Source organism: Paenibacillus sp. 01T47 (assembly GCF_056398245.1).
Window position 1 is genome coordinate 60,182 of record NZ_JBFTPA010000014.1, and the last position, 15,881, is coordinate 76,062.

The 15,881-nt window shown below is 44.2% G+C and carries 17 protein-coding genes and 1 other annotated feature (1 of these 18 cut by a window edge); of the genes, 5 read left to right on the top strand and 12 right to left on the bottom strand.

The genetic code is table 11. The features are described from left to right. Window positions 1-6: 6 nt before the first annotated feature. The 6 genes from AC1DOV_RS23565 to AC1DOV_RS23590 all read right to left on the bottom strand — a co-directional run bounded on the left by AC1DOV_RS23565 (window position 7) and on the right by AC1DOV_RS23590 (window position 4,559). Window positions 7-501 carry an NUDIX domain-containing protein gene (locus AC1DOV_RS23565; protein ID WP_477509874.1) on the bottom strand — a complete coding sequence of 165 codons (495 nt, stop codon included), beginning with the start codon at window positions 499-501 and terminating at the stop codon, window positions 7-9. Next, the gene (locus AC1DOV_RS23570; protein ID WP_477528806.1) at window positions 498-1,208 is read right to left on the bottom strand and encodes a hypothetical protein; all 711 of its coding nucleotides are present in this window, start codon (window positions 1,206-1,208) and stop codon (window positions 498-500) included. Before AC1DOV_RS23570 ends, AC1DOV_RS23565 begins: the two co-directional genes overlap by 4 nt. Window positions 1,209-1,648: 440 nt before the next feature. Then, the gene (locus AC1DOV_RS23575; RefSeq protein ID WP_477509876.1) at window positions 1,649-2,083 is read right to left on the bottom strand and encodes an EVE domain-containing protein; all 435 of its coding nucleotides are present in this window, start codon (window positions 2,081-2,083) and stop codon (window positions 1,649-1,651) included. 38 nt (window positions 2,084-2,121) lie between these two features. Continuing rightward, the gene (locus tag AC1DOV_RS23580) at window positions 2,122-2,664 is read right to left on the bottom strand and encodes a DinB family protein (RefSeq protein ID WP_477509961.1); all 543 of its coding nucleotides are present in this window, start codon (window positions 2,662-2,664) and stop codon (window positions 2,122-2,124) included. A gap of 67 nt (window positions 2,665-2,731) precedes the next feature. Then, on the bottom strand, window positions 2,732-3,679 hold the full coding sequence (locus AC1DOV_RS23585; protein ID WP_477527938.1) for a helix-turn-helix transcriptional regulator: 948 nt from the start codon (window positions 3,677-3,679) through the stop codon (window positions 2,732-2,734). Window positions 3,680-3,974: 295 nt separating this feature from the next. Further along, window positions 3,975-4,559 carry a TetR/AcrR family transcriptional regulator gene (locus AC1DOV_RS23590; protein WP_477509878.1) on the bottom strand — a complete coding sequence of 195 codons (585 nt, stop codon included), beginning with the start codon at window positions 4,557-4,559 and terminating at the stop codon, window positions 3,975-3,977. A 237-nt stretch (window positions 4,560-4,796) separates the two neighbouring features. On the opposite strand from AC1DOV_RS23590, the gene AC1DOV_RS23595 reads away from it, so the two are divergent. Further along, window positions 4,797-5,267 (top strand): anthrone oxygenase family protein, encoded by a 471-nt coding sequence (locus tag AC1DOV_RS23595; protein WP_477551222.1) that lies wholly within the window; start codon window positions 4,797-4,799, stop codon window positions 5,265-5,267. Window positions 5,268-5,464: 197 nt separating this feature from the next. On the opposite strand, the gene AC1DOV_RS23600 is transcribed toward AC1DOV_RS23595, so the two are convergent. Genes AC1DOV_RS23600 through AC1DOV_RS23610 form a run of 3 tightly spaced genes read right to left on the bottom strand, consistent with a single transcriptional unit; the run spans window position 5,465 to window position 7,551 of the window. Next, complete coding sequence (locus AC1DOV_RS23600; RefSeq protein ID WP_477509880.1) at window positions 5,465-5,962, bottom strand: GNAT family N-acetyltransferase; 498 nt, start codon at window positions 5,960-5,962, stop codon at window positions 5,465-5,467. Between the two features lie 18 nt (window positions 5,963-5,980). Beyond that, window positions 5,981-6,532, bottom strand: coding sequence for an SMI1/KNR4 family protein (locus AC1DOV_RS23605; protein ID WP_477509881.1), 552 nt, complete (start codon window positions 6,530-6,532; stop codon window positions 5,981-5,983). Then, window positions 6,529-7,551: a serine hydrolase domain-containing protein gene (locus AC1DOV_RS23610; RefSeq protein ID WP_477551223.1), complete on the bottom strand. Its 1,023-nt coding sequence runs from the start codon at window positions 7,549-7,551 to the stop codon at window positions 6,529-6,531. The genes AC1DOV_RS23605 and AC1DOV_RS23610 overlap by 4 nt, the downstream gene beginning before the upstream one ends. A 197-nt stretch (window positions 7,552-7,748) precedes the next feature. Between AC1DOV_RS23610 and AC1DOV_RS23615 the strand changes: the two genes are divergently transcribed. From AC1DOV_RS23615 to AC1DOV_RS23630, 4 genes are all read left to right on the top strand, one after another. Next, window positions 7,749-8,405: a phosphotransferase gene (locus tag AC1DOV_RS23615; RefSeq protein ID WP_477551224.1), complete on the top strand. Its 657-nt coding sequence runs from the start codon at window positions 7,749-7,751 to the stop codon at window positions 8,403-8,405. Then, window positions 8,402-8,728: a hypothetical protein gene (locus tag AC1DOV_RS23620; RefSeq protein ID WP_477551225.1), complete on the top strand. Its 327-nt coding sequence runs from the start codon at window positions 8,402-8,404 to the stop codon at window positions 8,726-8,728. Before AC1DOV_RS23615 ends, AC1DOV_RS23620 begins: the two co-directional genes overlap by 4 nt. 168 nt (window positions 8,729-8,896) lie before the next feature. Further along, on the top strand, window positions 8,897-9,178 hold the full coding sequence (locus AC1DOV_RS23625; RefSeq protein WP_054025100.1) for an ArsR/SmtB family transcription factor: 282 nt from the start codon (window positions 8,897-8,899) through the stop codon (window positions 9,176-9,178). A 72-nt stretch (window positions 9,179-9,250) separates the two neighbouring features. Continuing rightward, window positions 9,251-10,447 (top strand): MFS transporter, encoded by a 1,197-nt coding sequence (locus tag AC1DOV_RS23630; RefSeq protein WP_477551226.1) that lies wholly within the window; start codon window positions 9,251-9,253, stop codon window positions 10,445-10,447. 959 nt (window positions 10,448-11,406) lie between these two features. Here AC1DOV_RS23630 and tyrS read toward each other — a convergent pair. From tyrS to AC1DOV_RS23645, 3 genes are all read right to left on the bottom strand, one after another. Next, window positions 11,407-12,696: a tyrosine--tRNA ligase gene (tyrS, locus tag AC1DOV_RS23635; RefSeq protein ID WP_477551227.1), complete on the bottom strand. Its 1,290-nt coding sequence runs from the start codon at window positions 12,694-12,696 to the stop codon at window positions 11,407-11,409. Window positions 12,697-12,769: 73 nt separating this feature from the next. Then, complete coding sequence (locus AC1DOV_RS23640; protein WP_477527940.1) at window positions 12,770-13,834, bottom strand: hypothetical protein; 1,065 nt, start codon at window positions 13,832-13,834, stop codon at window positions 12,770-12,772. A 94-nt stretch (window positions 13,835-13,928) separates the two neighbouring features. Beyond that, window positions 13,929-15,608: a glutamine--tRNA ligase/YqeY domain fusion protein gene (locus AC1DOV_RS23645; RefSeq protein ID WP_477509887.1), complete on the bottom strand. Its 1,680-nt coding sequence runs from the start codon at window positions 15,606-15,608 to the stop codon at window positions 13,929-13,931. 89 nt (window positions 15,609-15,697) lie between these two features. Next, window positions 15,698-15,881, bottom strand: a binding site (T-box leader) (it continues 70 nt past the right edge of the window).

Sequence of the window (15,881 nt, forward strand, 5' to 3'; positions counted from 1 at the left end):
CTTTAATTAACCTTCAATAAACATAGGGATTTCCATATGGTTAGGATTAGAAATCCATTGTGACAATACATTTCTCGTTGGCGCTCCCATAATAAAATTCAAGTCATTATCGGGATGCAAACTATAGTCGGTTATCTCATGCAATGGAATCCATGCTATGCCAATCTGATGAAGGTCTGGTGTTTCACCGACCGATGCTTCATTGTCGGACGTAATAGCACACAAAAACGTAAAATCAATTTGATGAACATCCGGTTCTAATTCAAAAAACGATGAATCTCTTTTTGCGATAAACTCATTAATAAAAAGTAATTGTTCAATTTCAACCTTTAAACTTACCTCTTCTAATACTTCTCTCTTCAACGTTTCATGGATACTTTCACCATGTTCCTGCCCTCCTCCTGGGAGAACATAAAATTCTCCTTGGACACCAGCCCTCCGTAAGACGAGCAATTGCTCGTCTTTTATAATGACTGCCCTAGCTGCCGTTCTAATTCTCACGTTATCACCTCATTATTGTTATCGCGTTTTCCTTGAAGATTTACATTTGCTGATTGCCTTATTGCTCTTGCATTTTTTATGCTTGTCGCTTCTAATAATTTGTTTAAAATATGTACTGGAGTGTTGGCGTTTTGGGATAATGACAGCCAAACATAGGGCTCTTTTGTCTCAAAAAGGGATTGAAACTCTTCAAGTGTTAAATCATTGCGGTTCGCATATTTAGCAGTGTCCACCACAGTAAGCAATCTTTGCAATGAATCTGCATCCATATTCCTGTTTATAGCCGCTTCGAGCAATCTTCGCTTTTCAGGTGATGACGGCTGTTTATAAATCAAGCTCTCCATCATCCATTTATGATAATCGTATTTGTTAAACAGCAGCTCCATTTCTTCATGGCTAAAGGATAGTTGAGTGTAGACGTCTATCGCTAGTGTCAATAAGGCTTCGTCTACGATCTCTGCTAATCTCCACAAGACATCGTAGTCTTGTTTGGAGTGACCTAAATCCATAATAGCAATATTCCTATCTATAAGGGAAAAAGCGATTTGTTTCGGGAGAGGTTTATCGTATAACGAGATCAGGTTTTTCCAAACCTCCTCCTCCCCATCCGTATTCTTAGCTTCATTGTAAATTTCAAATAATATGTCTTCCGTTAATTCTATTTCCATTTGATTAGAATGTAACAATTGTTCGATAAAAGGATTCATTTTACTCCACTCCTTTCATTAAGAAACGTCAATCCATAGCATACAGATTATTAAATTATTCAATAGCTTGATCCAATAGTTGTTGATTCATATCCGAAATCGTTTCATTTGTATAATAGGCAAGATGTGGTGTACATACAACATTAGGCAGATCATATAGCTTTCGAACGTTTGCTCTAATTTATTTCGTTCCTGTGCTGTTAGATGAATTGTTTTGTCTACTGCACATTGCCATTTCTGCTTCATTTCTATCCTCATCTCATGAATTCTATAGGTTTAATTTCATAATAATAGAGAACCTAAACCGTTTCCAATATCTAGTTTATATAGGAAAAATAGATACAACCTATAACAAAGCACCTCAGAAATTGAAACAGCGACAGCCTAGGATATGAAAATAAAGTCCTAGAGTGTCGCTGTTTTATGAACTTTCTATCCGCTCATTTTAGCATCGCACTGGCAATTGTCAAAAAGTCCTCTCGACCAATCTCAAAATGACCGTAGCGGAAGGAATACCCCCAATTTCGGTTCCCGCGAGTGAAGCTAAGCTTTTCTAAAAGACCTCTAATCTGTACCTCACGGCATGAAATATAGCGGATATTTCTGCGTAATGGCACAAATGATTCTGACATCTGATATTCGTAGACTATATCATCATCCACTTCCCCGATAGCGGTAAACGCTTGGAGTGGTGCCCCTTTCCTCATTTCTGTTCGCGGGGAATAGTAGATCAACCAATCGCCTGCTCGCATCTTACGTAAAGGTGCTGACTTGCCGTGACAGAGCTGAGCGAATCCCCCCGACTCTCCACATTTCACATGGGACGCGGACACAACACCAATCCAGAAGCGGCTTTGCTCGCTTATTTCATCCATTTGCATGCCTCGAAATCCTTTCCTTTTTTAATAAATGTTTATGTCGCTTCCCTTACCAATCCTTGTTTTAAGCGGTCCAGCTGCAGAAGATGATGACGGTAGTGCATTTCAACAAGCAGAAACCATTCCTCCGCACACAATCCGCCGAATCTCGGATGGGACACTTTATGTTGTTTGGACACTTTTTCAAGGGTAGGTTCAATGTCCTTCATTCTCTGGATGACAGTGTGTAAGCCTTGAATTAGCTGCTCTTTGCTTTCCGGCTGCTCCGGAGTATATTGTGGGGAAGGCGGAACATGAATACGAATGGGCGGAAAGCTTCCTTGAGAAAATATAGCCACACCAACCTCGGTTTTTTCCGTTCCAGGTACCGTGGGATCTTGGCTTGGCATCAGGCATTGATCAAGATTACGAAGCTGCATATAAAGCGCCGAGCTAATGAGATGTTGAAACATCTGTCCGATTGACCACTCGTTTTCACTTTGCTTTTGCTTCAGCTGCTCCAGACTGAATTGATCCAGTTCATGAATATAATGTGCCGCAGTTTCCTCAAATCGTTTTAATGCTAACTTTGTTGTAATCATCGTCTATCATCGCCTCTAATCATCTTTTTTCTAAGTATACAAAAACGCTACTGACACCATTATGTCAGTAGCGTTTTAACGTTTTTTTCAGTTCGTTTCTAACCCGATGTCGGAAGGATTCCGGCTCCAGCACAACCACTCCGCCTCCCCAGCTGAGCACCCAATGCAGCAATTCCTCAGGCTGCCGAACACGTAAGGTCACCAGCAGCCCTTCGGTATGATTCTCTATGGTTTCTATATAGAAGTTGTTCGATTCCCTTACCCTATCGGCAATGTCAGGTTGGACACATATGCGCACACGAACGTTGCGATCGTCTGGAGGCTGGTATACATCTAAATTGAAATCTGCTGGCAACATAAATCTATCTTCCAGCTCGATAAGCTCCGACATCCGGGACAACCGAAAATGACGGATGTTTTGACGCAATTCACACTGTGCAACGAGTACCCATGACCCTTGAAGAAGCACAAGTCCATAAGGAGCAACCGTACGAACACTTTGGCGGTTCCCATCAGCCTCGGCAATTCTTTTGGAATAGCGGAATCTTATTTTTCTTTCCTCCAGAATCGCTCGACGAATCGCTTCCAAGTATGCCTTCTCTTGTATTCGTGCTATATCTTCAACGGAAGCAAGCAAACGAAAGCTCTTGCGAATCCGGGATGCCTCGCTGCGGATCGGTTCCGGCAGGATGGCCTCAATCTTCCCTCTTGAAGTTCGAGACTTACTGCCATAGTGAACATCAAACCATTGCTCGATAAAATCTGTCCCGATGAGTAACGTCACTGCTTCTTCCACCGTGAAACTGACTGGCGGTAGGAAATACCCCTCCATTAGGGAGTATCCCTGCCCTGGCGCTCCTATCACGGATACGCCGGCCTCACTTAAAGCCTGAATATCCCTGTAAATGGTTCTCACGCTTGTTTCAAATGTAGCGGCTAAATCCTCGGCTCGTAACACTTCGTTACGCTGCAGCTCAAGCACTATGGCTAACAAACGATCCGTTTTGTTCATGCACTGCACCCTTTTCCGAGAGAATGTTTATACCAGAGTTCCTCCACTGAAAGTATATCACTAGGGTATCCTCACCGTTAGCTTAATGAAGCAACGTCAGTCTACAACTCTATTTTCTTCTGACAACATATAATTTATAGAGAAATGAAGTCAAATAATGGTTAGGTTCGTTACAAACGTTAAAATGAATAAGCTACCGACTTTGTCGGCAGCCTGTGATCATTTCACTATCCTATATTGAATATAACAATCATAAATTTCCAAGTGCTAAAAACCAGTAACACTCATCTATCAGCTATTCGCGAAGGCGGTTAAGAAGAGCTAATGCCATTTCTCTCGCGGCTGCAACAATTTCTTCGTCCGTACGCTCCGTTCCACTGGCGGCCAACAGTGCCGAGTTAATACTGAGAAAGGCCATTCTTACAAGTAATTTCCGTGTAGGATCAGCATCCTTGCCAGCCACAAGCTCAGCCACTGCCCCAAGGCTGTCACGGATTTGACCACCGGGATTGCTAACCACGCTCCGCATGAGATTGGGATTCGCATTTACGAAGCGGATGCCGCGCAGCTTGTCTACAGAAGTAGAATCCACCCAACGAAGCACCGTGCGCTCCAGAAGGTCTGGACTCGATTCTTGGCTGACGGCCCATGCGAGAAGTTCAGCCGCCTCGTTACCGCGGGAGGACATCATTGAATTTACGATGTCATTTTTGCTTTTGAAATGGTAGTATAGCGCAGCCTTGCTGATCCCGAGTTGCTCAGCGATCTCACGAAGTGATGTTGCCTCAAACCCTTTAGCAGTGAAAAGCTCCAAAGCTACACGCTGAGCTTCCGCTTTTGTTTCACTGCCTGTCCGTTTCACTGACTCACTCATACTCATGATTGTCACACTCCTTGCCTTTCAATCATTTTAGCCATACTCATCATACTTGACAACTTACCTGTCGGCAAGTAAAGTGTGTTTTATAGTTATCATTTCAATTTTTCTTCACCACAGTTTGAACGCTCGGTAATCGAGCCGTCATGAAAACAACCATAAGGAGGATATCCTAGTGACTAACATCGTTCTACTATTATCTCCCCTACCCTCGGCTTATACACTGGGTCAGAGCTTATTATGAATCATATCATTATAGAGTTCATCAGTTTATTCCTTGCAGGCATCCTTGCTGGTGAAGAGCTCGTCATTCGCTATGGGGTGCACTTGTCTCTGGCTGGTCTAGACGACCAGTATCAAATTAAAGTTCGTCAAGCACTAGTACTTAAACTGCGTGTGCTGGTGCCCGCTATCTTTTTACCTACGGCCGTGTCGGGAGCTGCGGTGCTAGTACTGAGCGGCTCCGAGCCAGGTTTGTTCTTCCGCTGGGCTGGCGTTCTGGCCTTACTCATCTTCATCCTAGTCACGCTCATTGGCACTGTCCCCATCAACAAGGGTGCGCTCGAATGGAAACCCGACGCGCCGCCTAGCAACTGGAAGTTGCTAATCCGACGCTGGGAGCTGCTTGATGTGGTTCGTTCATCGGCAGCAGTCTTGGCATTTGCATGTTTCTTGACAGCTATTGCACTGCAGTACTCGAGCTTGCAATAACAAGCTTTAGACTCCTTTTAGCGAAAAAGGCAATGGTTGCTTCGGACATGGAAAAAGTCCTAGCTGCCATTGCCTTTTTAAAATCAGATAACAGTTGGTTCAACTATTTAGAAGCCGCTTTCTGCTTAAAATCTTCAATAAAATGCTGTATATCCATTTTCCAAACTAGAATATGCAAATTGATAAGATGACTATTCTCATATGTGAATCCAGTAGTTGCATTTTCCACCTTCATTAGCTTCTAATACACCATTATTTAACTCAATGACTCTTCTAGAAGCGATATTACTTTCCACACAAGACAGCATTACATCCTTTATTCCCATGCTTTCTGCGTTTTTTAGGAGTTCATTTAACATGACCGTACCGTACCCTTTTCCTCGTTTGCTTGGTCTGATCGTATATCCTATATGCCCGCCTGATATTTTTAAGTTATCATTCAAATAATGCCTCAGCTTCCCGTAGCCTACGGGATATGAATCAACGAATAACCAGAAAACAGTCTGGGGAACGTGCTGGGGTAAGAGATCGATACCTTGCGAGATCGCTATATTTTTTCGAATAAATGCCGGAAATTGGCTATAATCGATATCATACGCACTATTCACAAACCCATTTTCTCCCGGGCCTATTTCTACTAACATGTCAAAAATATCACGTCCATCATCTACACTTGCTGCTTTTAGTTCAATCATCTTCTTTAGGCCTCCTATTTATAAGTCTCTTAATCTATTATTATTTCCCGCGTTATAAATGGGCCAATTCCAATATTTCTCACCCTGACATATGATAAACCGATCAAACCATTGCTCAAAATTCATATGCAGCGGCCTCGCATCATGAAATTGATCAATATGGCCTTTGACCATTAAGTAATGGTCTGAGCCTTCATTAAAAGCTTTTAAATGAATAACAATGTCATCCTGATAAATGTAAGCTACTTTCAAATAACCTTCATTAGGCTCCTCGTACGTTACTCCAAATGTATCCTGCCACCCGTATAAGTAGGCCTCTCCTCCGTACTCCGGATGGTCAAAGAGCGAGCAGCCATTCGTTATTCTAAGGAAATTCAAATAATCCTGAGGAAGTTTACAACCCAATTTTTCCTGAAAAAGCATTAAATCTTCTTCCCTTGCAGGAGGTCTAAATGTACATTTGGCCTCATATAGTTCACCTTCACGCAGCTGTAAGCTTAATAACCCGCTCGCCTCTAATCTTTGCTTTAAGGAAGTGATAGTTTTCTTAATAATGTTGCCTTGAATCATCGAGCACCTCCATAACTGCGAAGCAGATCATATGCCATATTTCCAAACTTTCTAATGTCGTATAAGTAATCATACCCGCTCGAATCCTGCAGCTGGTTATACATGCGAACCACTACGGCATCGCAGCTCGGAATGACCAAACAGGCGCAGCCTGTAATTCCAAGAACTTGATAAGCGTCGCTCGGCAGATGCTCCCCAATTTGATTTAAAGGAGTATCACTTTGCAGCCACCATATAAAACCATTTCGAGGCAGGTGTGCCGGAACAGTGAGTGGCGTATGCAGCGAAGTAGCTCTTGCAAAAACAGTTTGCGGCAGCAACTGCTTTCCATTTACATTGCCGTTTTTAAGATGCATATGCCCCCACATCGCTAGATCGCGCGCACTAACGAACAAATTGCTTTGATCACCCGCATCACTATCGTTTGACCCCACCCACGTATTTTCATCATCGTAATAATTATATATACGCTGCTCCGCTGCTTTTGTTCTCCAGCCCGTTTCCTTTAACCCATATTGATTAAATACATGACTCGCCATAAAAGAACTTAAGTTTTGCCCCGAAATATGCCTAATTAATTGAAAAAGCATGCCAATTCCCGTATTGCGGTATTCCCATCCATATCCAGCAGGGAACTCTCTTGTTATCTTCCCGTTCTCTTCGATTAATCCATGGGTATGCGTAAGCAGGTGCCTCAACGTTACCCCTCGCGCTGCATCTTTATAATCATTGAGATACTTCCCGATTTCATCATCCACACTGCCTATTTTCCCTTGCTCTATTAATAAGCTGACAGCAAGCGCTAGATACGTTTTACGGATTGATGCTACGTTGAACTGCGTTTTTTCATCCACGAGTCTCGGCGCATCTGATGCTGCATGTGTACCGGAATACCACTCGTTTACAACAACATCGTTCTGAATGATATACGTTGCGGCAGCTGTGGCGCCGATACTTTGTTGAATAGCATAGACATACTCATTCAGGCTTTGAAAATGATTCGTTACCACTTTCTGCACATAATCCTCTCCTGCTTCAGAGTTGATTTACCAATTCTGATTAACAATAATCCGCTGCTCTTACATTGTCAAATAAACCCAACAAAGAGATTTCCAGCAGTAATAAACAACTATAGCCATTGTTTCTATCCCCTTCGGCTCACGATTGCTATAGGATAAATAGATAATGTGAAAGACATTGAAAGGATGATTGTGACATGCTGCAAATCCCTGCCGTACATACTGTATTTCATAAGGAAACGCTTTTTGAAGCCATGGCCTTATTATATGATATCGGTACACCGCTAAAGAGCCAATTCGTGTCCAATGGCTTGAATGATACCTATTCGGTGGATACGAATACCGGAAAATTTATATTGCGAATTTATAAGCATTTGTGGCGAGCAGAATCCGATATCCGTTTTGAGCTGGATTTGTTAACCTATCTTAAAAACTGTATCCTGCCGGTTTCCTATCCAATCCAAAGACGAGATGGCGAATGGTTGACTGAGCTTGACGCACCGGAAGGCACTCGTTATGCTGTGCTATTCTCTTATGCGGATGGGGCCGGGAAACTTAATGTCGATACAAGCCAAGCTTACGGAAGCGCTATAGCGCAGCTTCATCATGCCATGGATTTCTATGAGCCCAAACATGAACGGTTTGAACTTGATGCTGCCCATTTGCTCGACGAGCCTCTTCGGGCGATGCTTCCGTCTTTACAGCATCGCCCGAACGATGCAGCGTTTGTTCAAGAAACAGCCGGCAGGCTGAAAGCTCGCCTTGCAGAAGCCGCGGATGGTGCATATGACTGGGGAGTATGCCACGGGGATCTGCAGGCTGGAACGTCTTTCATTCGGATGACGGCAGCATGACACACTTTGACTTTGACTGCTGCGGCGTAGGCTGGCGCTCGTATGATCTATCCGTTTATTTATGGGATCGCGTCCATGGCAGATCGGATAGTGAGAGCTTTGAGGATGAATGCTGGGATGCTTTTCTGGAAGCCTATACGAAGGAACGCCCGCTAAGCGAGCAAGATCTCGCGATGATTCCCGTATTCGTAGCCGTCAGACAGCTTTGGCTGATCGGACTTCATACAGGCGGAAGCGCCGTTTGGGGATCTTGGCAGGATGATGGTTACTTTGACGGGAAGCTTAAATTTTTGGCGGCTTGGGCAAAGGCGCATAACCTATAATGCGATGAAAGAAAAGGAGCTGCTTGCGGCTCCTTTCTTCTTTTATACGATTACGGAAATGCTTGTTGTAAAATAAAATGAATGCTTGCCTGTTTACATTCGAATATCGATATGCTATCTTATTTCTACAAATATAGAAATAACGACTGCAAGAAAGGTGAAGCCACAATGACAGAAGATCATGCGGACGTACGTCAAGCTGTAAAAGTATATAAGGCGCTCGGTGAGCCTACCCGTCTGAAAATAGCTCTGCTGCTTACTGAGGAGAAAAATTTATGCTGCTCCGATATTGGCACAAAGCTGGAATCCGTAGCCGGCTCTACCCTCTCACATCACTTGAAGCAATTGACGGAAAGCGGATTGCTAGATCTCCGCAAGGACGGTACGTATATCTACTACAGTGTGAACCGCGAAATGGCTCGCAAGTATGCGCCATATTTGTTGGAGTAATTTTTTTTAGGTTATATTTCTATAGATTTAGAAATATAAAAACAGTGGAGTGGAGAGAGGAGTATTTTTTATATGTCTAACGCGTGGAAAATTTACATGCTGGCTATAATTAGCTTTTTGGTTGGAACGTCAGAATTTATTATTGCGGGTATTTTGGATAAGGTAGCCGACGACATAGGTGTATCCGTATCTGCAGCAGGCCAGCTGATTACCGTTTTCTCGCTAGCTTACGCTATTGGCACGCCGATTCTTATGGCAGTTACGGCGCGTGTTGAGCGGCGTCAGCTGCTCCTCTACTCATTAGGTGTATTCGCGATCGGCAATCTTATTGCCGTTGCTTTGCCTGGATTTGAGTTTTTGATCGTATCCCGAATTGTTCTAGCGCTCAGCACAGGGGTGTTTGTCGTTACCGCTTTGACCGTCGCTTCTAAGCTTGCACCCGTTGATAAACAGGGCAGTGCCATTGCGACGCTCGTTATGGGCTTTAGCACAGCATTAATCGTGGGTGTCCCTCTAGGCAGGGTAGTCGCATCTGTATACGACTGGCATCTCATCTTCGGAGCAATCGGACTGCTGGGCCTGCTTGCAATGCTCCTCATTTTATCCAGCATTCCAAAAACAGATGGTGAAGAGCCCGTTCCACTTCGCAGCCAGCTTGCTCTCTTGAAGCAGCCGAAAATTGTAACGGCACTGACGGTCACCTTCTTGTGGATCGGCGGTTATTCCATCGTTTACACTTATATTTCACCATTCCTGCTTAGCGTAACGAAGCTGAGTGAACAGGGCGTGAGCATCGGACTATTTGCATTCGGTATCGCCAGCCTGATCGGGTCTAAATTTGGCGGCTACAGCACCGATAAATGGGGAGCGCCGCGAACATTAGTCAGCGGCATGCTGTTCCATACGATAGCACTTGTTCTACTCTCATTGGCTGGACAGTCTCCGGTTATCGTATTTCCTCTGCTTATGATCTGGGCCTTTACCGCTTGGTCATCCGGTCCAACTCAGCAGTACCATCTGATGTCACTAGCTCCAGAAGCTTCGGGTATTATGCTAAGCTTGAACAGCTCTGTACTTCAGCTGGGCATGGCTGCAGGAGCCGGGCTTGGCGGGGTTGTCGTTGAGCAAGTATCGCTTACCTCTATCAGCTGGATTGGAGCTACAGGCGTCATTCTCGCCGCTGCTACAGCCGCAACCTCCTTCGGGTTCTCCCGCGCGCGTTCTCGCCGGAAGATAGCCGAGAGCAGCTTAGCAAAGACTAGTGCTTAAACTTTAGCAGCTTTGCTTTGATCATTGATTAAAGTCACTCCTATTTTTAAAAAATGGGGCTGTCTCAAAAGTCATTTTGCGATTTTTTTGAGCACTAATTAGATCTTATTTTCTTTGAGAAAAAGGACCTCAAGCTCCACTTTACAGTGGAATTTGAGGTCCTTTCATCTGAAAACGGAGATGTTCCCCTGTCATGCGAAGACATTTGCGGCAGCGCCTGCAGCAGCTTCATCTAAGCGCAGAAATGCACTTATTTAACCAAATCTTCTTCAAATCTGCTCAATTAGAGGTATTTGTACACCCATTTACATCATTTCAATCTTGTTTGTTAAAAACAGGTGCACTTTTGCACTTATTTACTCTACGCTAACGGTTAACGCACATCACTATCATACAACATGCATAAGCCACTTACATAATCAAATCAGACTTTAATACTAATCGAATTTCAGAGGGCGCAGCCCTTGGGGGGAGGGTGTCAATAGCCATAGGCTCCAGAGGCACCCTCTTTCTAATCCTGAGCTAATATGTACCTCTACACTACCCTTTATCATTGCCTATACTGCATAATCGCTGGATAGAAGCTGCTTTCTCACACTTACATGGAGCTATACTGCATTCTATACAATATAGGTGCACTTAAAAAGCTAAAATGGTCAATCGTATAACAAGATATTGCATGAATACAACATAGATCTCCATCACAGCTCAATATGGGCGAAGTTCCTGCAAATGTACAGGATAGCCAAACGCTGGTCGCAGTGATTGGTGTCGGATAATAGCTAAACGTTGGTCGTGGAGTTTAGTATCGATGGATAGCCAGACGCTCGTCGCGGAGATTGATGTTGGATGATAACCACACGTTGGTCTCGGAGAGCGTAAACTCGACTTCCTAAAGTAGATCTAACATTCAAAAGAAAACCAGACTTCCATTATCGGAAGTCTGGCTTATTTTTGTCCTATTCAAATCGAATCAAGAAGTAATTTTTCTTGCCGCGGCGCAGCACGACAAATTTGTCATAGAGCCTTTGCTCCGAGCCGATGATGGATTCTACATCCGTGTTTTTCGTGCCATTAATTGAAATCGAGCCGCTCGTAATATCTTGTTTCGCTTGGCGGCGAGATGGTGCAGCTCCAGATTCGATTAGAAGATCCATAAGCGCAATCTCTTCTCTATTCGTAAGCACCGTTGTAGGCATGTCCTGCAAAGCTTCAATTAGCTCAGCTTCACTCAGCTGTTTTACATCGCCGGAGAAAAATGCCTGCGTAATTTTCTCTGCGCTGTCGAGCGCTTCTTGTCCATGAACAAGGCGAGTAATTTCACGCGCCAATTCACGCTGCGCCACCCGTTTCTCTGGGTGCGACTGAAGCTCTGTCTCCAAAGCTTCGATTTCTGCACGAGAGAGGAATGTGAAATATTTCAAAAATTTAATCGTATCGTTATCTTCAGTATTGATCCAGAACTGATAGAACTGGTACGCCGATGTCTTCGAACGATCCAGCCAAATCGCGCCAGATTCGGATTTCCCAAATTTCTTGCCGTCGCTTTTGGTAACGAGAGGCATCGTCATGCCGTAAGCGTCGCCTCCGCCCATTTTGCCAATCAGATCAAGACCTGCTGTAATATTGCCCCATTGATCGCTGCCGCCAATTTGCAAGGAACAGCCATGCTCTTGATGAAGCTTATGGAAGTCATACGCCTGCAAAATCATATAGCTGAACTCGGTAAACGAGATGCCTGATGAAAGACGGGAATCGACCGAATCCTTCGCCAGCATGTAATTTACAGTAAAGTTTTTCCCTACATCACGTAAAAAAGTAATGACATCCAGCGGCGCAATCCAATCGTAGTTGCTTACGAGCTTAGCCGCATTATCCGCAGCATTGAAATCAAGAAAGCGGGAAAGCTGACGCTTCAAGCTCTCTGTCCATTCGGATACCGTATCCGCTGTGTTCAGCGAGCGTTCCGTCGAGCGGCCGCTTGGATCACCAATTAAACCTGTTCCGCCGCCAACTAGCGCAAGTGGAATATGGCCAGCCTGCTGGAAACGACGCAAGCACAAAATCGGAAGCAAGCTGCCGATGTGTAGGCTGTCCGCTGTAGGGTCGAATCCGCAATAAAGCACGACGCGTTCACTCGTAAGCTTCTTATGTAATTCCTCGCGGTTAGTAAATTGCTGTACTAGCCCTCGGTATTCTAGATCAGCCAATAGATCTTCATGATTAATGGTTAATGCTTCGTTTGTCATTTAACTCTCTCTCCTCTAATGTTTCCTACAGTTTACGTTGATTTCGAGTTTTTTAAAAGATGTGGACGGACGATTACATGGTTTTGGTCATTTCTCTACGTCTACGAATCGTTCTTCTAATTAAAATATCACAAATAAGCAGCCCTACGCCAACAACAAAGTCGACAAACCCTACAAAAATAGCGTTAAACGGATAACCGCCCATTTTCGAGATATAATATACCGTAAAAGCAAAAATCCCAAATGCACTGATCGTAAATAAAATACTTTTTCTAAAAAACAGCGCAAGCGCTGCAGCAATTACCGTTAATGCGGCGACTGTTCCCAGCACCAAGAGATTATGATCCTTCTCTATATTCGTTGGATACAACAATCTTTTGGGATACGTGTAAGAAAAATACCAGTCCTTGCTGGGCAATTCATTAAAAACAGCTTTGAATGTTTTGGAGTCCGTTTGTTCCATTGCTAAATTCGAATGAAGCGCAGCACCGGGTTCGCTTAGCCGTATTTCCAGCTCGACATGCGGCTCGCCCTCCCAGAAAGCTGCTGGGGTCAAAAAATAAAGATGGGAAAAAATCGTCGTAATTACACCTTTATTATACATCCCCCCATTTTCAATATAGTTGATGACAATATTTTTCGTTTCGTTCGGCTCAAAAGATAAAGGGAACCTCGCTCCTTGTGCTGGACCAATTTCCGCTGAGTAATTGGATAAACGCAGCTCCTTGCCGCTTACTGGATCAATGACCGTATTTTTCAATAGGGTATTCTGCCAATTAACCGTCTTTACATTCGGATCCATGATCACATTAATCTCTTTGTTTCCCTCTGATACCATAAGAGCCTCACTTGCAGGCGTTACAAATAAAACCTCCAAGTCCTTAGCGGAATCGGACGTATTGTGAAGTTCATACTGAACCGTTACTTCCGCATGGCTTTTGTACCTTTCGATATCACGGAAGGTAAACACAACCTTCTCCCGAACCAAACTCACTTGCGATTGATCATCCAGCTCCAGCCTGCCATAACCCTCCGCAGGATAATGCAGCGGTCCCCCGTTGGCACTTGCTGCTTCTGGTAAAAGCATAAATAATAGGACAGCGGACAAAATCAATGGTCGAAGCTTATGCAGGAACACTCCATCACCTCGTTCTCCGATTGTAGAGCCTCACAAAAAAGAAGCCTCCATATGTATTATTTTACCACATGAGAGGCTTCATCTTGTTATCGCTCTATTTTTTCTTCCACGTATCCTTAAGCGGTACGATGCGATTGAAGACTAGCTTCGTATTCGTTGTATGTTTTTTGTCCACGCAAAAATAACCATGCCGAACGAATTGGAACTTATCCTCTGGCTGCGGAAGAACCTCAAAAGGCTCAATTCTACAATCTTTCACGATTTGAAGTGAGCTCGGATTAATGACGCTGTCCCAAGCTATATCGGTATCCTTCGGGATTTCATTACCCCGCAGCAGACTCTCATAAAGGTGGACATCCACCTTAGCCGCGTGACTCTCTGAAACCCAGTGGATCGTCCCCTTCACCTTCCGGCCGGTAAAGCCCGTTCCGCTTTTCGTTTCGGGATCGTAAGTGCAGCGAAGCTCAATGATCTCACCTGTGGCTTCATCTTTAATGACTTCCTCACATTTAATGAAGTAGGCACCGATCAGCCGAACTTCAGCTCCGGGCGCTAATCTGTGAAATCCTTTGGACGGCTGCTCCATAAAATCATCTTTCTCTATAAATAGCGTTCTAGAGAAGGTGACCTTGCGTTTGCCAAGCGTGTCGTTCTCGCTATTGTTATCAATGGACAACAGCTCGGTTTGGCCCTCCGGATAATTAGTAATAACCACTTTCAGTGGATGGATGACGGCCATTACGCCTTTGACCTTCGCCTTCAAATCCTGTCTTGCCGCATGCTCCAGCATCGCGATATCCACGGAATTTTGCGCTCTAATCATGCCGATCTCATCGATAAAATTTCTAATGCTCTCGGGCGTAAAGCCTCTTCGCCTGAGTCCACGGATCGTTGGCAGCCTTGGATCATCCCAGCCGTCGACGAAGCCGCCCTCAACGAGCTGTCTCAAATATCGCTTGCTCGTCACGACACCCGTTAGATTCAGCCTGCCGAATTCCCTTTGCCTTGGCGGCTGAGCAAATTCCAGCTCCTCCAATACCCATTCGTACAAAGGACGATGGTCTTTGAACTCAATGGAGCATAACGAGTAGGTAATGCCCTCGATGGCATCTTGAATCGGATGCGCAAAATCGTACATCGGATAAATGCACCACTTATTTCCCGTCCGGTAATGCTCAGCATGGATAATGCGATAAATAACAGGATCTCTTAAATTAATATTAGGCGCACTCATATCTATTTTGGCACGCAATACTTTGGAAGCGGCCTTAAAATCACCATTTTTCATTTTCGCAAACTGCTCTAAATTTTCATCAATGGAGCGATTTCGGTAAGGGCTATCCTTGCCCGGCTCCGTAAGCGTCCCCCGATATTCCGTAACTTCTTCTGGTGATAATTCACAAACATAAGCCTTTCCTTTACTTATGAGCGCAACTGCAGCATCATATATCGCATCTGAATAATCCGAACCATAATAAATATGGCTGCCCGGACTATAGCCAAGCCAATTGATATCTTCGATAATGGCATTCACATATTCGATGTCCTCCTTCAGAGGATTCGTATCGTCAAATCGCAAATGAAACTTCCCATTATACTTTTGCGCAATCGTATAGTTTGTATGGATGGCATAGGCGCTTCCGATATGCAGGTATCCATTAGGCTCAGGCGGAAACCGCGTGCACATTTCTCGTGTAAACACGCCTGCTTGAAGATCCTCATTTATGATTTTGTATAAAAAATGATCCGTGTTCGGCTCTAATTCGCTGCTCATTGTAAAACCTCCAATTTAGGGTTGCTATCGATACTTTGATTTTTCATGTCCCAAAAAACAAAAAAAATTCCACCCCCAAGACTTCGCGTCTTGGGGACGAAATTTCTCGCGGTACCACCCCAGATTCGTTAATATGTCGCCATATTAACCTCTTCAAGTACGGCACCAAAGGATGCTTATACTCTAGCTCTATAACAGGAGCTCCTGTCACAGCATCCCCTTGCTCAGGTTCCGATGTGATGCTCAGAGACTTGTTTCGATAAACCATTCCTT

Coding starts and splice junctions, on each gene's coding strand:
- AC1DOV_RS23575 (WP_477509876.1), bottom strand. CDS start 2,083: ATGGATGAAATAAGCGAGCAAAGCCGCTTCTGGATTGGTGTTGTGTCC.
- AC1DOV_RS23625 (WP_054025100.1), top strand. CDS start 8,897: ATGACAGAAGATCATGCGGACGTACGTCAAGCTGTAAAAGTATATAAG.
- AC1DOV_RS23620 (WP_477551225.1), top strand. CDS start 8,402: ATGACACACTTTGACTTTGACTGCTGCGGCGTAGGCTGGCGCTCGTAT.
- AC1DOV_RS23595 (WP_477551222.1), top strand. CDS start 4,797: ATGAATCATATCATTATAGAGTTCATCAGTTTATTCCTTGCAGGCATC.
- AC1DOV_RS23630 (WP_477551226.1), top strand. CDS start 9,251: ATGTCTAACGCGTGGAAAATTTACATGCTGGCTATAATTAGCTTTTTG.
- AC1DOV_RS23570 (WP_477528806.1), bottom strand. CDS start 1,208: ATGAATCCTTTTATCGAACAATTGTTACATTCTAATCAAATGGAAATA.
- AC1DOV_RS23600 (WP_477509880.1), bottom strand. CDS start 5,962: ATGATTGAACTAAAAGCAGCAAGTGTAGATGATGGACGTGATATTTTT.
- AC1DOV_RS23645 (WP_477509887.1), bottom strand. CDS start 15,608: ATGAGCAGCGAATTAGAGCCGAACACGGATCATTTTTTATACAAAATC.
- AC1DOV_RS23615 (WP_477551224.1), top strand. CDS start 7,749: ATGCTGCAAATCCCTGCCGTACATACTGTATTTCATAAGGAAACGCTT.
- AC1DOV_RS23605 (WP_477509881.1), bottom strand. CDS start 6,532: ATGATTCAAGGCAACATTATTAAGAAAACTATCACTTCCTTAAAGCAA.
- AC1DOV_RS23590 (WP_477509878.1), bottom strand. CDS start 4,559: ATGAGTATGAGTGAGTCAGTGAAACGGACAGGCAGTGAAACAAAAGCG.
- AC1DOV_RS23585 (WP_477527938.1), bottom strand. CDS start 3,679: ATGAACAAAACGGATCGTTTGTTAGCCATAGTGCTTGAGCTGCAGCGT.
- tyrS (WP_477551227.1), bottom strand. CDS start 12,696: ATGACAAACGAAGCATTAACCATTAATCATGAAGATCTATTGGCTGAT.